Below are 14,429 nucleotides of genomic sequence, written 5' to 3' on the forward strand. Positions count from 1 at the left end.
TATGCAGGCCTTACAGTCCGCCCATCAGGGTGTATTTGATCTCGAGGTAATCCTCGATGCCGTACTTGGAACCTTCGCGGCCGAGGCCCGAGGACTTGATGCCGCCGAAAGGCGCGACTTCGGTGGAGATCAACCCTTCGTTGATCCCGACCATGCCGTATTCAAGAGCCTCACTCATGCGCCAGGCGCGGCCCAGGTCGCGGGTGTAACAATAGGCTGCCAAGCCGTACTCGGTGTCGTTGGCCAATTGCACGGCCTCGGCTTCACTGCTGAAACGGAACACTGCAGCCAGCGGGCCGAAGGTTTCCTCGCGGGCGACCTTCATTTCCAGGGATACCTCAGCCAGCACTGTCGGCTGGAAGAAACCATTGCCCAAGGCATGCCGTTCGCCGCCACAGAGCAGGCGTGCGCCTTTGCTCAAGGCGTCCTGTACATGGTCTTCGACCTTGGCTACGGCGCGCTCGTTGATCAGCGGGCCCTGGGTCACACCGGTGGCGAAACCATCGCCGACCTTGAACTCGGCCACGCGCTCGGCGAGGCGACTGACGAAGGCGTCATAGATACCGTCCTGGACCAGGAAGCGATTGACGCAGACGCAAGTCTGCCCGGCATTGCGAAACTTGGCGATCAGGGCGCCTTCGACTGCGCGCTCCAGGTCGGCGTCGTCGAAGACGATGAACGGCGCATTGCCGCCGAGTTCCAGCGAGACCTTCTTCAGGGTCGTGGCGCACTGGGCCATCAGCAGTTTGCCGATGGCGGTGGAGCCGGTGAAGGACAGCTTGCGCACGTCGGCGCTGTTGGTCAGCTCGCCGCCGATGGCCACCGCATCGCCGGTGACTACGTTGAAGATGCCTGCGGGGATGCCCGCCTGCTCCGCCAGTGCAGCCATGGCCAGGGCGGAGAACGGCGTTTCCGGCGCCGGCTTGACGATGCACGGGCAGCCGGCGGCCAGGGCCGGTCCGGCCTTGCGGGTGATCATCGCTGCGGGGAAGTTCCACGGCGTGATGGCGGCGACCAGGCCGATCGGCTCCTTGCTCACGATGATGCGCGCATCGCCCTTGTGGCTGGGGATGGTGTCGCCGTAGATACGCTTGGCTTCTTCGGCGAACCACTCAATGAAGCTGGCGGCGTAGAGGATTTCGCCCTTGGCCTCGGCCAGCGGCTTGCCCTGCTCCAGGGTAAGGATCTCGGCCAGCGCGTCGGCGTTCTCCAGCATTAGCGCATGCCAGCGCTTGAGGATGTTGCTGCGCTCTTTGGCGGTGCGTGCGCGCCAGGCCGGCCAGGCGGCAGTGGCGGCGGCGATGGCGCGCTGGGTTTCCGTCGCGCCCATGTTCGGCACCTGGCCGATGCTGGCGCCGTTGGCCGGATTGAAGATGTCCTGGGTGCTTGCGTCTTGGGCGTCACACCATTGGCCGTCGATAAAGGCCTGTTGGCGGAACAGTTGTGCGGCTGCTGGGGTCATGTTGGCTCCAAAAATAAAAAAGGGCCGCCACCAGCATGTGTGGCAGGCGACCCCAAAAAACTCTCTGGCGATTTCGCTCAGGCGATAGCGGGCAGGGCGCCCAGCTTGCCGCGGTGATAGACCATCGGCGTCACTTCGGTCTCGGGCAGGATCAGGTTCTTCACAGCGCCGACGATGATGGCGTGATCGCCACCGTCGTATTCGCGCCACAGCTCGCACTCGATGATCGCGGTGGCCTTGCTCAGCAGCGGATTGCCGCGCTCGCTGAGGTGCCACTCGATGCCCTTGGCCTTGTCTTTACCCTTGCCGGCGAAGGCATAGGCTTCTGCTGTCTGCTCGGCAGACAGCAGGTGGATGGCGAACTGTTTGCTGGCGCAGAGCACCGGGTAGGAGTCCGAGGCGTAGTTGGGGCAGAACAGCACCAGTGCCGGGTCAATCGACAGTGCGCTGAAGGCGCTGGCGGTGATGCCGACGATGCCGCCATCTGCATCGAGGCAGGTGATCACCGTGACGCCCGAGGGGAACGAGCCCATCACCTCTTTGTAAATGCCTGGTTCGATCATCTTTGTTACCTCTGTAATACGGGTGCTTGGCCGCTCAACGCATGACGAAGGGGTCGGCCATCGGTTCCTGCGAGAGATTGATCCACACGGTTTTCTGTTCGGTGTAGGCGAGCACCGAGTCGATGCCGCTCTCGCGACCGTAGCCGCTGTTCTTGAAGCCGCCGATCGGCGCCATGGCTGAGACTGCGCGGTAGGTGTTGACCCAGATGATGCCGGAGCGCACATCACGAGCCAGGCGATGGGCGCGGCCGAGGTCGCGGGTCCAGATGCCGGCGGCCAGGCCGAACTGCGAGTCGTTGGCGATGGCCAGGGCCTCGGCTTCGTCTTTGAAGCGAATTACCGAGGCGACCGGGCCGAAGACTTCTTCCTGCATGATCTTCATCGAGTTGCTGTCGCACTCGAACAGGGTCGGTTCGTAGTACCAGCCGTTGCTGTCGATTTCGGGGCGTTTACCACCCAACCGCAGTTTCGCGCCCTCGGCCAAGGCGGCGGCTACCAGGTCCTCGACCACGGCCAGCTGCTGCGCGGTGGCCATGGGGCCCATCTCGCTGCTGTCGTCCTGCGGATTGCCGATGCGGATGCGCTGGGCGCGAGCAATCAGGCGTTCGATGAACTCGTCGTAGATTTCGTCCTGCACCAGCAGGCGCGAACCGGATACGCAGCTCTGTCCAGAGGCGGCGTAGATGCCGGCGATGGCGCCGTTGACTGCGCTGTCCAGATCGGCGTCGGCGAAGATGATGTTCGGCGACTTGCCGCCCAGCTCCAGCGACAGCTTGGCGAAATTCTCCGCACTGCTGCGCACTACGTGGCGGGCAGTGGCGGCACCGCCGGTGAAGGCGATCTTGCGTACTAGCGGGTGGCGGGTCAGGGCGGCACCGGCGCTGGCGCCGTAACCGGTAATTACGTTGACCACGCCGGGCGGAATGCCGGCTTCAAGGGCCAGTCGCGCCAGCTCGAGAATGGTCGCCGAGGCATGCTCGGACGGCTTGATGACCATGCAGTTGCCCGCGGCAAGGGCCGGCGCCAGCTTGATCGCGGTCAGGTAAAGCGGGCTGTTCCAGGGAATGATAGCGGCCACCACGCCCAGCGGTTCGAGCACCGTATAGCCGAACATATCGGTCTTATCCAGCGGTAGGGTGCCGCCTTCGAGCTTGTCGGCCAGGCCGGCTGTGTAGTGGAAGAACTCCGGCAGGTAGCTGACCTGGCCGCGAGTTTCGCGGATCAGCTTGCCGTTGTCGCGGCTTTCCAGTTGGGCCAGCTGCTCCTTGTTCTCGGCGATCAGGTCACCCAGGCGGCGCAACAACTTGCCCCGGGCGGTAGCAGTGAGACCGCGCCAGGCCGGGCTTTCGAAGGCCTTTTGCGCGGATTGAACGGCACGCTCGACATCAGCTTCGTCGGCATCGGGCAGCTCTGCCCATGGCTCGGCGAGTGCTGGGTTGAGGCTCTGGAAGGTGTTGCCGGAGAGGGCATCGACCCACTGGCCATCGATGCACATCTGAAAGCGGGCGAGTGTCATGCAACGATCCCCTTTGTTGGGTTCTGTGAGGTATGGGCGCGCCTTAGGAAGTCCAGCAGCACCTGGTTGACCTGGCGCGGCGACTCCACAGGCATCATATGCCGCTGCTCGGCGAGCACGGCAACCTGCGCGCCGGGAATAAGTTCGGCCAGCTCTCTGGCCATTTGCGGGGTCGAGCCGGGGTCCAGCTCGCCGGTACTGATCAGGGTCGGCACGCGAATGCTGCCGAGCCGATCCACCTGGTACATGTCCTGGGTGGCAAACAACTCATAGGTGGTCAGATAGCCTTGCGGATCATTGCTGGCCAGCGTCTGGCGCAGCGCGGCGATCTGCGCCGGGTTGGCGGCCTGGTATTCGCGGCTGAACCAGCGCGACAGGGCCGCTTCGGCGTTGGCGTTGGGGCCATACTGGGCGACCTGGCGGGTACGCTCGATCACTGCGGCGCGTTGCTCCGGGCTGCGATTGAATACGCTGTTAAGCACCACCAAGCCCTGGGTGTGCTGGGGGTAGTGCAGGGCAAAGGCCCGCGCTATAAGGCCGCCCATCGAGAAACCGATGATGGTGGCCTGTGGCAGCTGCAGGTGGTCGAGCAGTTCGCGCAACTGCTCGGCATAGCCAAGCAAGTCGGTGCCGACTGCCGGACGCGGGCTGGCGCCATGACCGAGCATGTCGTAGGCGATGACTCGGTAGTGCGGCGCAAGACCGACGATCTGGCCGCCCCACATCTCTTTATTCAGGCCGACGCCGTGGATCAGCACCACGGGTTGGCCTTGGCCGGTCGCCAGGTAACTGGTGCCGGCGGGGGTGCGTTCAGCGGTGAGTAACATCATGGGCGCTCCTGCACTGACCGGATTACTGAGCCTGCTCGGCGGCCAGCTCTTCCAGGTCGATGTAACGGCTGCCGATGCGCGGATGCAGGCGGCCACCGTCAGCCGCGCCCAGGACCACGACGATTTCGTCGGCGCGCGGTGCGTCTTCGATTTTCATTTCCAGGGTGACGTAATGCGAACGCGCGCCTTCGTCATCCTTGTGCATCATCGGGATCTGGATTGAAGTTCCTGGCCCACCGCGCTTGTTGGTGAAGCTCAGGTAGCTCTTGGCCTTGACTGCCTGGCGGTAGTGGTTGCCGAAGCGCAGGTTGTGGATCACTGCGGAGGCGTGTTCGATCTCGCCGTCGGCACCGACTACAGCGGCCTTGCCATAGGCTTCGATCTTGTCTGCACCACCTATTGCATCGGTCAGCCGCTTGACCATCAACTCACCCAGCTCAGAGGCGTGGGGGTTGAGTTCCGAGCGGATGTCTTCGACGAAGCCACGACCGGCCCAAGGGTTCTTCATCACGACAGCCAAGCCCACCATGGTCACCGGTTTGTCAGTCGCCTTACCGCCTTCGATAAGGGTTTCTTCCACGTAGCTGACGATCTTGCGAATTTCAAAACTCATGAGGTTCTCCTGGATAGAAGGGGTAGTGGGAGGTGCATCGCACTGGTCTGGTATCATGGTATACCATAATACAGCATGTGCAAGTCAAGCTTTCCATGCGTGCCGCTGGTCGGCCTCAAGGTCTTAGGCTCTAGGCCTGAACAGGTCCCCGAGGTTTGCCGACTAGCGGGCTTTGCTTCCGCATTTAGGTTTATGGTATACCGTAATACAAGCTAATGCTGCCGTCCAATTCAGGTTGATTGACGGGCGGTTGCAGTCCTGGGCCGAAGACTCGTGATTCGAGTCTCCGGCAGGTACTAGGTGCAGGCAGGGCGGGGTGCCCGGTATTGGCGATGAGCACTACTTTGAGTGTCCACATTTATAAAAATAAGGAGGAGGCGCGCCCGTGAGCGAACATCCTATGCAAGGCTCCAACCGTCTGTTCGCAGGCGTTAACCCGACGATGGCCATCTCATCACTGGTGATGGTGGTGGCCTTCGTGCTGTTCACCGTGATCTTCGGTGAACTCGCCAACAGCCTGTTCACCGGCATCAAGCAGTGGATCGAAAGCTCGCTGGGCTGGTATTACGTGGCGGTGGTCAGTGGTGTGTTGTTCTTTACCTTTTGGGTGGGGCTCAGTCGTTTCGGCAACCTGCGCCTGGGGCGCGATGACGAGCGTCCAGAGTTCAGCAATTTTTCCTGGTTCGCCATGCTGTTCAGTGCGGCGGTGGGTACCGGGCTGTTGTTCTGGAGCATTGCCGAGCCGGTGATGCACATGCAGGGCAACCCCTTCATGGACATGGCCGGGGTCGCAGCCAATACGCCGGAGGCGGCGCAAATCGCCCTGCGTATCACCATGTTCCACTGGGGCCTGCACGGCTGGTGCATCTACATCATCGTTGGCCTGATTCTGGCCTATTTCGCTTACCGTCGCGGCCTGCCGCTGACCATTCGTTCGGCGCTCTACCCGCTGATCGGTGAGCGCATTTATGGACCGATCGGCCATGCCGTCGACCTGCTTGCAATCTTCAGTACCTTGTTCGGCACTGCGACCACCCTGGGTCTCGGTGTGGCGCAGATGAATGCCGGGCTGAATTACATGTTCGGTCTGGAGGTATCCACCACTAACCAGTTGATCCTTATCTCGGGCACGGCGGTGGTCGCCACCCTGTCGGCGGTGTCTGGGGTGCGCAAGGGCATTCTCTGGCTCAGCGAGTGGAACATCCGTCTAAGCAGCATCCTCTTTCTGTTCTTGCTGCTAGCCGGGCCGACCGTGTTCCTCCTCGGCCTGTACGCCACCAGCCTGGGTGATTATCTGGCCAATTTCATCCCGATGGGGCTATGGACCGATTCCAACCCCGAGCGTCAGTGGCAGGGCTGGTGGACCATCTTCTACTGGGGCTGGTGGCTGTCCTGGGGCCCGTTCGTCGGCATGTTCATCGCGCGCATTTCCCGTGGCCGCACCGTGCGCCAGGTGGTGCTGGGCGGCATGCTCGCCGCGACTCTGGGTGCCTTCCTGTGGATCGTGATCATGGGCGGTACCGGGGTTTACCTGCAGTTGGCCGGCGCCGTCGACCTCAGTGCGGTGGCCAACAGCGATGTGACCATGGTGCTGTACAAGACCATCGAGGGCCTGAACGTGGAGTGGGCGACCATGGCCATGGCCGGACTGGCGACTCTGATGATTGTCAGCTGGTTCGTCACCTCGGCAGATTCGGCTACCCTGGTGATCTGCACCATCCTGTCGATGGGCGATCAGAACCCGCCGCAACGCTTCCGCATCATCTGGGGTTTGGGGCTCGGCGCGTTGGCTGGGGTGTTGCTGCTGGCGGGTGGTTTGCAAGGTTTGCAGGCAGCCACCATCGCGGCGGCTTTGCCCTTCTCCGTGGTGCTGATGGTGATCTGTTATTGCCTGGTGCGCGCACTGCACCAGGAAGAGGGTGAGAGTCTGGGTATCGAAAGCGCTCAGCGAGCGTAACCCCAAGGTTTGACGCTACGGCTAACCAGCGTTGCGACTTCGTCCCCCGAGTTACCGCCGCCGATTAGGCGGCGGTTGCGTTTCCGTTCTACGGAATTTGTCAGGTACTAGGCTGCTTTTGTCAGGCGGTCGTGTTCGTTTGGACGGTGCTCAGCCAGGTTTCAGTTCACGGTGCAGCAGCGCCGCCTTGCGCGCCAGCCCCCAGCGATAGCCACTCAGCGCGCCGTTGGCGCCGATCACCCGGTGGCAGGGCACCAGCAGGCCCAGCGGGTTGCTCGCACAGGCCCGCGCCACCGCACGCGGGTGGCTGCCGAGGTGGGCGGCCAGTTCGCCATAGCTGCGGGTCTGGCCGGCGGGGATTTGTTGCAGCGCGCGCCACACCTGTTGCTGAAACACCGTGCCGCGCAGGTCCAGTGGCAACTGCGCGGCGCGTTGCGGTTCCTCGATCTGGCCGATCACCTGCTGCAGCCAGGCGCCCAGGCCGGCGTCGTCGCGTTGCAACTGGGCGGCGGCGAAGCGCTGGCGCAGTTCGCTTTCCAGTGTCTCGGGGCTGTCGCCGAACAGCAGGGCGCAGACGCCCTTGGCGCTGCTGGCCAGCAGCAATTGGCCGAGCGGGCAGGCGGCGATGGCGTAGCGCAGGGTTTCTCCGGCGGCCTGGCGCTGGCGCTGCGCCGGGCTCAAGCCATCGCGCTGTTGATACAGCGCCCGAGTGTCGGAGTAGCCGGCGGCCAGCGCGGCATCCAGCACCGACTCGGCCTGCGCCAGGCTGGCCTCCAGCTGCGCGCGGCGCTGGGCGTTGGCCCAGGCCTTCGGCGTCAGGCCGGTGCGTGCCTTGAACGCGCGGGCCAGGTGCGAGGGCGACAGGCCGATGCGTGCGGCGAGCTGGGCGAGGCTGGGCGTGGGGTTCTGTTCGACCAGCAGCCGGCAGGCGGCGGCGACCAGTTGGTCGAGCTGTTCGGCTGGGCTGGCGCCCTGCGGCGTACAGCGTTTGCACGGGCGAAATCCGGCCGCTTCGGCGCTCGCCGGGGTGGCATGAAAGCTGACGTTGTCGCGTCGCGGTCGCCGCGCCGGGCAGCTCGGTCGGCAATAGATGCCGGTGGAGCGCACGGCGAAGACGAACTGGTTATCGCACGCGGCATCGCGCGCGCAGACGGCTTGCCAGCAAAGGTCGGTGTCGAGCATGGCACGGCTCCGCAGGATGATGAGTCGATTGTCGGCCCTTGCGCCGAGCACGCCAATGCGAATTACGCTTTCAAAGTGTGCCGTGCGGATTGCGGCTCAAGTCCATTGATCCCGACGGGTGCGGCATACAAACAGCGTTAGCCGCGGCCCAGCCAGCTACCGCTCAGTGCCAGTCGAGGCTGAGCGCTTCCTGCCAGGCGAAGCGCTCGAAGTGGCTGGCGACCACCTGCTTGAGTTTATCCAGCTGCTCCTGGTCAGGGCTCTGTACGATCAGGCGCAGGCCGTCGTTCTCGGCATTGAGCCGCGTCAGGCCGAAGGCGAACTCGATGCGACCCTGCTGTTCGTCGAAATTCACCGGGATCTTGTGGGCGAAGTGCTTGCACAGGCCGATGTAGCGCGCCGGTGTGGCGGTGGGCTACCTGGCGCGCAAGCCGTCAATCAGCCGCCCCGAAGTCCTGGTTGGCCAGGATTGGCTGGCGCTGAGCGACCTGCACAGCGACGTACTCAACCTGCAAGGGCCCGGCGACGAGGTGCAAAAACTGCGCATCGAGAGCCGGGTGAGTTGCAACAACATCCTCGCCGTGCGCCATTTCACCTTGGCGGGCATGGGCATCTCGTTGCAGCCGGAGCAGGAGATTCGCGAGGAGCTGGCGCTCGGCAGCCTTTGCCAGTTGCTGCCGGACTGGCGCTTGCCGCTGTTCGGCATCTATCTGGTTACCCCGCGCCGCGATGCTCAACCGGCCAAGGTGCGCTATGCCATCGAGGCGCTGCGGCAACATTTATTGCTCGCCTGAGGGACACATGGCGCTCCCTGGGCTGGGCGCTGCCCGAGGATTGCCGTATAACGGGCGGTATACGCGAATAGGGCAACACAGGACCCCAGATTAAAGCTAATGAAGACGCCAAAACGTATTGAACCCCTGGTCGAGGCTGGGTTGGTCGACGAAGTGATGCGCCCGCTGATGAGTGGCAAGGAAGCCGAAGTCTATGTGGTGCGCTGCGGTGACGAGCTGCGCTGCGCCAAGGTCTACAAGGAGGCCAACAAGCGTAGTTTCCGTCAGGCCGCGGTCTACCAGGAAGGCCGTAAGGTGCGCAGCAGCCGCGATACGCGGGCCATGACCAAGGGCACCAAGTACGGTCGCAAGGGCCAGGAAGATTCCTGGCAGAACGCCGAAGTGGCCGCCTTGTTCCACCTGGCTGGTGCCGGGGTGCGGGTGCCCAAGCCCTACGACTTCCTCGAGGGCGTGTTGCTGATGGAGCTGGTCCTCGACTATGAGGGCGCCGTCGCGCCGCGCCTCAATGATGTCGACCTGCACCCGGAGGATGCCCGCGAATTCCATGCCTTCATGATCGGTGAAGTGGTCAAGATGCTCTGCGCCGGCCTGGTGCATGGCGACTTGTCCGAGTTCAACGTGCTGCTGGGTCCTGAAGGCCCGGTGATCATCGACCTGCCCCAGGCCGTCGATGCCGCTGCCAATAGCCATGCCTTCAGCATGCTCGAACGCGATGTCGGCAATATGTCCGCCTACTTCGGCCAGTTCGCCCCGGAACTCAAGTTCAGCAAGTACGCCAAGGAAATGTGGGCATTGTACGAGGCCGGCGAGCTGACCCCGGACAGCGTGCTGACCGGCGAGTTTGACGACCCCGAAGAGGCCGCCGATATCGATGCGGTGATGCGCGAGATCAAGGCCACCCTGGCCGATGAAGCGCGTCGGCTGGCCCTGCTCGATGCCGAAGATGCGCCCGCCGGTGAAGAACCGCCGCCGCCCTGGGCACAGTAGTCGGCCACACGCTGGGAGAGGGTTGAGGCGGCTGGCCGTTTCAACCCCAGTCTCTCAGCGCCATGGCGGTCGCCGCCAGGCTGGATGAAAAAACGTCCCTACAGACGTGCCACCTGGAAGGTATCGCAACGGCTGACCTGGCCTTGTTCGAAGCCGAGCTTGAACCAGTGCACGCGCTGCGCCGAGCTGCCGTGGGTAAAGGAGTCCGGCACCACCCGGCCGCGCGTCTGCTGCTGCAAACGGTCATCGCCGATGGCATTGGCGGCGTTCAGTGCTTCCTCCAGATCGCCCGCGTCCAGCCAGTCGAGGCGGCGCTGGGCGTGATGCGCCCAGATCCCGGCCAGGCAATCGGCCTGCAGCTCCTGGCGTACCAGCAGGCCGTTGTCGCCCTCCATGGTTTCACCGCGTTGCCGCGCCGCATTTACCTTGGCGGAGACACCGAGCAGGGTCTGCACGTGATGCCCCACTTCATGGGCGATCACGTAGGCCTGGGCAAAGTCGCCAGCGGCGCCGAAGCGTTGTTCCAGTTCACGGAAGAACGCCATATCCAGGTAGACCCGCTGATCGCCGGGGCAGTAGAAGGGGCCAACCGCCGAACTGGCGAAGCCACAGGCCGAATCGACCCCGTCACGGAACAGCACCAGGGTCGGGTCGCGGTATTGGCGCTTGGCGCTCTGGAAGATTTCGCGCCAGGTGTCCTCGGTGTCGCCGAGGATCGCGCGGACGAACTCCGCCTGTTCGTCATTGGCGGCCGGCGGTGCGTTGCGCTGCTGGTCGAGCGAGCTGGTCTGGGTGGCCTGGCCGGCCAGTTGGCCGAGGATCTGCAACGGATCCTGGCCCATCAGCAAGCCGATGACCACCACGGCGGCGATACCGCCGAGGCTCAAGCCCTTGGCCCCACCAAAGCGGGTTCCGCCAGCACTGCGGCCGCGCGCATCCACTACATTGTCGCTGCGTCTTGCCCGTTTCCAGCGCATTGCCCGGCTCCCTTCGCCATCTGCAGGCGCTAAGTGTCGTTGCTATTCGGGGCCGGCGCCAGTGGCGTCATCAGTTGCCCGGGTAGTTGCCGAGTGTGCGTTCACTGCCCTGCTGGTCCAGGCCGATGACCTGATAGGCCTGTTGGCGGTCGCCCATCTCCATGCCTGGCGAGCCGGCCGGCATGCCCGGTACGGCGGCGCCGAGCAGATCAGGCTGCTGGCGCAGTTTGAGGATGTCGGCCGCGGGCACATGGCCCTCGACGAACTTGCCGTCGATCACCCCGGTATGGCACGAGGCCAGACGTGGCGGGACGCCCAGGCGCTGCTTGACCGCGCTCATGTCGCTTTCGACGTGGTCGATGACGTTGAAGCCGTTCTCCTGCAGGTGGCTGATCCAGGCCTTGCAGCAGCCACAGTTGGCATCGCGGTGCACGTCGATGTCGATCGGCTCGGCGGCCTGGGCCAGGCCGGCAAAGAGGCCGGCGATAAGGATTAATGGGCGCATGCTTGAACTCCACGGTGGCTCGTTGGCCGAGCATAGCCCTGTCCCGGCATAGGGCCAAATGGTCGGCTGTATCCGGATATGCCTTGGGCAGCCTATGCTGCGTTGACGATTATTGAGGCAGGGAGCTGGCGATGTTGTTTGCACGTGTGATTCTGGTTATTCAGATGCTGGCGCTGGCCGGTTTGGGCCTGATGTATTTCGTCCGTCCCCACGAGATGGCCAACCTCAGTGGCATGCTGCTGATGGCGCCTGCTGCGGCGACCGATGTGCGCGCCTACTACGGCGGCTTGCAGATTGGCCTGGCAGCGTTCCTGGCATTGGCCCTCAGTCGTCTCGACCTGACCCGCGCCGCCCTGACCCTGCTGGTGCTGCTATACAGTTCGCTGGCGTTGGCGCGCATCGGCGGCCTGTGGCTGGACGGCGGCGCCCAGCAGACCTTCAACCTGCTGGCATTGTTGGTCGAGGTGGTGTCCGCCGGGCTGGCTTTCTGGGCGTTGCGCGGGCTGCCGCGGCGATAGCGCCAGGCCGACGATGCGGTTTGGCGCTACGCGGTTGCCATGTAAACGGGTTATCTTCGCGCCGCGCGAGCGGGCCGCAGGGTCGACGCCTCCCTCATTAGCTGATGGACCCGTAAGGATAAGCAATGCTTGAGTTGGCTGCGGCATTCATCTGCCTGACGACGCTGATGACCTACGTCAGCTACCGCTTCACCAATCTACCGCCAGCGATCGGAGTCATGGCCACGGCCTTGATCTTCTCGCTGGTGCTGCACGGGGTGACCCTGGCCGGCTATCCGGTGCTCGAAGATCAGCTTGGCGACATGCTTCGGCAGATGTCATTCCAGAGCCTGCTAATGGACTGGATGCTGTCGTTCCTGCTGTTCGCTGGCGCCCTGCATGTCAAGCTGGGCGACCTGCACAGCTACAAGTGGCCGATCGGCTTGCTGGCGACTGTGGGGGTGCTGCTCTCGACGCTGATGATTGCAGGCATGGCCTACTGGATGCTGGCGCTATTTGGTTGGTCGGTGAGTTTCCTCTATTGCCTGCTGTTCGGTGCGCTTATCTCGCCAACCGACCCGATTGCGGTGCTGGGCATACTGCGCAGCGCGGGGGCGCCGAAACCGCTGGAAACCACCATCGTCGGCGAGTCGCTGTTCAACGACGGTACCGCCGTGGTGCTGTTCACCGTGCTGCTGACCATCGCCCTGCAGGGGCAGGCGCCGTCGCCGCTGGGGATTGTCGAACTGTTCGCCACCGAGGCGCTGGGTGGCATCGTGCTGGGGCTGCTGCTGGGCTACGGCGTCTACCTGATGATGCGCTCGATCGACCAGTACCAGGTCGAGGTGATGTTATCGCTGGCCCTGGTCATTGGCGGTTCCGCACTGGCGGCGGGCGCCCATGTCTCTGCGCCGATCGCCATGGTCGTAGCCGGATTGATCATCGGCAACATGGGCCGCCGCCATGGCATGTCCGACCAGACCCGAGTCTATGTCGACAAGTTCTGGGAGTTGATCGACGAGATGCTCAACGCGTTCCTGTTCGCCTTGATGGGCCTGGAAATCCTGCTGCTGCCCTTCTCCTGGCTGAATGTCGTGGCGGGCATGTTGATGGCCCTGCTGGTGCTGGGCGCGCGCATCGTGACCATTGCCCCGGCCATTCTCCTGCTGCGCCGCCTGCCGCGATCAGGTGAAGGCATTCCCCAGGGGGCGATTCGCATCCTCTCCTGGGGCGGGTTGCGCGGTGGTATCTCGGTAGCCTTGGCCCTGTCCCTGCCATTAGGCCCTGAGCGCGACCTGCTGTTGAGCATCACCTACGTCATCGTCCTTGGTTCGATCCTGATCCAGGGGCTGACCATCGGGCCGCTGGTGAAGAAGATCTACCACGACAAGACAGCCGCCGCAGGCGATTGAAACGGGCAAGGTCGGGCGGCGTCTAACGCCGCTCCAGCAGCACGCCGGACTCCATGTGGTGGGTATAGGGGAACTGGTCGAACAGTGCGCAACGCGTGACCTGGTGGGTATCGCTGAGCTGGGCGATGTTGGCGGCCAGGGTCTCGGGGTTGCAGGAAATGTAGAGGATGCGCTCGAAGCGCCGGGTCAGCTCGCAGGTGTCGGGGTCCATGCCGGCGCGCGGCGGGTCGACGAAAACGCTGCCGAACTGGTAACTTTTCAGGTCGATGCCGGCCAGGCGGCGGAACGGCCGCACTTCGTTGAGCGCCTCGGTCAGCTCCTCGGCGGACAGGCGCACCAGGCTGACGTTGTCCGCGCCGTTGTCGGCCAGGTTGGCCAGGGCGGCGTTCACCGAGGACTTGCTGATCTCGGTGGCCAGCACCTTGCGCACCCGGGTGGCCAGCGGCAGGGTGAAGTTGCCGTTGCCGCAGTACAGCTCCAGCAGGTCGTCGTCGCGCGGACCCAAGACTTCGTAGGCCCAGCCGAGCATCTTCTGGTTGACCTCGCCGTTGGGCTGGGTGAAGGCGCCTTCCGGCTGGCGGTAGCGGAAGCGGCGACCGGCCACCTGCAGTTCTTCCTCGACGAAGTCCTTGCCGATGACCAGGCGCTTGCCGCGCGAACGGCCGACGATATTGACCTGCAGTTCGGCGGCCAGCTGTTCCGCAGCCAGCTGCCAGGCCGCATCCAGCGGGCGGTGGTAACACAGGGTGATCAGCGCATCACCGCTCAGGGTGGTGAGAAACTCGACCTGGAACAGCTTGAAACTCAGTGCCTCGCTCGCCTGCCAGGCCGCTTTCAGCTTCGGCATCAGTGCATTGATCTGCAGGCTGGCGATGGGGAAGTCGTCGAAGAAGATCGGCGTGTACTTGTCGCCGGCCTCGAACATCGCGTAATGGCGGGTGCCGTCTTCGCGCCACAGACGGAACTCGGCGCGCAGGCGGTAATGCTCGCGTGGCGACTCGAACACCTGCGGCTCTGGAGCAGCGAAGGGCGCCAGCAGCTCGACCAGGCGGGCTTTCTTTTCGGCGAGCTGAGCGGCATAGGTGCTGGGATCGAACTGGGGACGGCTCATGGATTACTTGGAACTCGTATGAA

General features: G+C 63.8%; 15 protein-coding genes. 5 read left to right on the forward strand and 10 right to left on the reverse strand.

All coding sequences use genetic code 11. The features are described from left to right. Positions 1-10 precede the first annotated feature (10 nt). The 5 genes from PH586_RS01480 to PH586_RS01500 all read right to left on the reverse strand — a co-directional run bounded on the left by PH586_RS01480 (position 11) and on the right by PH586_RS01500 (position 4,984). The gene (locus PH586_RS01480; protein WP_271346000.1) at positions 11-1,462 is read right to left on the reverse strand and encodes an NAD-dependent succinate-semialdehyde dehydrogenase; all 1,452 of its coding nucleotides are present in this window, start codon (positions 1,460-1,462) and stop codon (positions 11-13) included. A 77-nt stretch (positions 1,463-1,539) separates the two neighbouring features. After that, positions 1,540-2,025: a flavin reductase family protein gene (locus PH586_RS01485; RefSeq protein ID WP_271346001.1), complete on the reverse strand. Its 486-nt coding sequence runs from the start codon at positions 2,023-2,025 to the stop codon at positions 1,540-1,542. Positions 2,026-2,059: 34 nt separating this feature from the next. Continuing rightward, positions 2,060-3,541, reverse strand: a complete 1,482-nt coding sequence (locus tag PH586_RS01490; protein WP_271346002.1) for an aldehyde dehydrogenase — start codon at positions 3,539-3,541, stop codon at positions 2,060-2,062. Then, positions 3,538-4,371 (reverse strand): alpha/beta fold hydrolase, encoded by an 834-nt coding sequence (locus tag PH586_RS01495; protein ID WP_271346003.1) that lies wholly within the window; start codon positions 4,369-4,371, stop codon positions 3,538-3,540. Before PH586_RS01495 ends, PH586_RS01490 begins: the two co-directional genes overlap by 4 nt. 22 nt (positions 4,372-4,393) lie before the next feature. Beyond that, positions 4,394-4,984, reverse strand: coding sequence for an amino acid synthesis family protein (locus PH586_RS01500; RefSeq protein ID WP_271346004.1), 591 nt, complete (start codon positions 4,982-4,984; stop codon positions 4,394-4,396). Between the two features lie 385 nt (positions 4,985-5,369). On the opposite strand from PH586_RS01500, the gene PH586_RS01505 reads away from it, so the two are divergent. Continuing rightward, the gene (locus tag PH586_RS01505; protein WP_271346005.1) at positions 5,370-6,941 is read left to right on the forward strand and encodes a BCCT family transporter; all 1,572 of its coding nucleotides are present in this window, start codon (positions 5,370-5,372) and stop codon (positions 6,939-6,941) included. 150 nt (positions 6,942-7,091) lie between these two features. Here the strand turns inward: PH586_RS01505 and ada are convergent, their stop codons facing one another. Together ada and PH586_RS01515 are read right to left on the reverse strand one after the other, a co-directional pair. Next, entirely contained in the window at positions 7,092-8,123 is a 1,032-nt protein-coding gene (gene ada / locus PH586_RS01510) for a bifunctional DNA-binding transcriptional regulator/O6-methylguanine-DNA methyltransferase Ada (protein WP_271346006.1), read from the reverse strand. A gap of 163 nt (positions 8,124-8,286) precedes the next feature. After that, complete coding sequence (locus tag PH586_RS01515; protein WP_333908316.1) at positions 8,287-8,478, reverse strand: DUF2218 domain-containing protein; 192 nt, start codon at positions 8,476-8,478, stop codon at positions 8,287-8,289. 49 nt (positions 8,479-8,527) lie between these two features. Here PH586_RS01515 and PH586_RS01520 point away from each other — a divergent pair, with 49 nt between their 5' ends. Beyond that, a complete protein-coding gene (locus PH586_RS01520) occupies positions 8,528-8,917 on the forward strand; it encodes a LysR substrate-binding domain-containing protein (RefSeq protein WP_333908317.1) in 390 nt (129 codons plus the stop codon). A gap of 99 nt (positions 8,918-9,016) precedes the next feature. Next, entirely contained in the window at positions 9,017-9,904 is an 888-nt protein-coding gene (locus PH586_RS01525) for a PA4780 family RIO1-like protein kinase (protein WP_271346007.1), read from the forward strand. Between the two features lie 98 nt (positions 9,905-10,002). On the opposite strand, the gene ypfJ is transcribed toward PH586_RS01525, so the two are convergent. Both ypfJ and PH586_RS01535 read right to left on the reverse strand, forming a co-directional pair. After that, the gene (gene ypfJ, locus PH586_RS01530) at positions 10,003-10,881 is read right to left on the reverse strand and encodes a KPN_02809 family neutral zinc metallopeptidase (RefSeq protein ID WP_271346008.1); all 879 of its coding nucleotides are present in this window, start codon (positions 10,879-10,881) and stop codon (positions 10,003-10,005) included. A gap of 70 nt (positions 10,882-10,951) precedes the next feature. Next, the gene (locus tag PH586_RS01535) at positions 10,952-11,386 is read right to left on the reverse strand and encodes a DUF411 domain-containing protein (RefSeq protein WP_271346009.1); all 435 of its coding nucleotides are present in this window, start codon (positions 11,384-11,386) and stop codon (positions 10,952-10,954) included. A gap of 131 nt (positions 11,387-11,517) precedes the next feature. Here PH586_RS01535 and PH586_RS01540 point away from each other — a divergent pair, with 131 nt between their 5' ends. After that, positions 11,518-11,904, forward strand: a complete 387-nt coding sequence (locus PH586_RS01540) for a DUF4345 domain-containing protein (protein ID WP_271346010.1) — start codon at positions 11,518-11,520, stop codon at positions 11,902-11,904. Positions 11,905-12,029: 125 nt separating this feature from the next. Further along, positions 12,030-13,295, forward strand: coding sequence for a cation:proton antiporter (locus PH586_RS01545; protein ID WP_271346011.1), 1,266 nt, complete (start codon positions 12,030-12,032; stop codon positions 13,293-13,295). A 22-nt stretch (positions 13,296-13,317) separates the two neighbouring features. Here the strand turns inward: PH586_RS01545 and trmA are convergent, their stop codons facing one another. After that, a complete protein-coding gene (gene trmA / locus PH586_RS01550; protein WP_271346012.1) occupies positions 13,318-14,406 on the reverse strand; it encodes a tRNA (uridine(54)-C5)-methyltransferase TrmA in 1,089 nt (362 codons plus the stop codon). Between the last annotated feature and the right edge of the window lie 23 nt (positions 14,407-14,429).

It is taken from the genome of Pseudomonas aestuarii (genome assembly GCF_027988105.1).
Taxonomy (GTDB): domain Bacteria; phylum Pseudomonadota; class Gammaproteobacteria; order Pseudomonadales; family Pseudomonadaceae; genus Aquipseudomonas; species Aquipseudomonas aestuarii.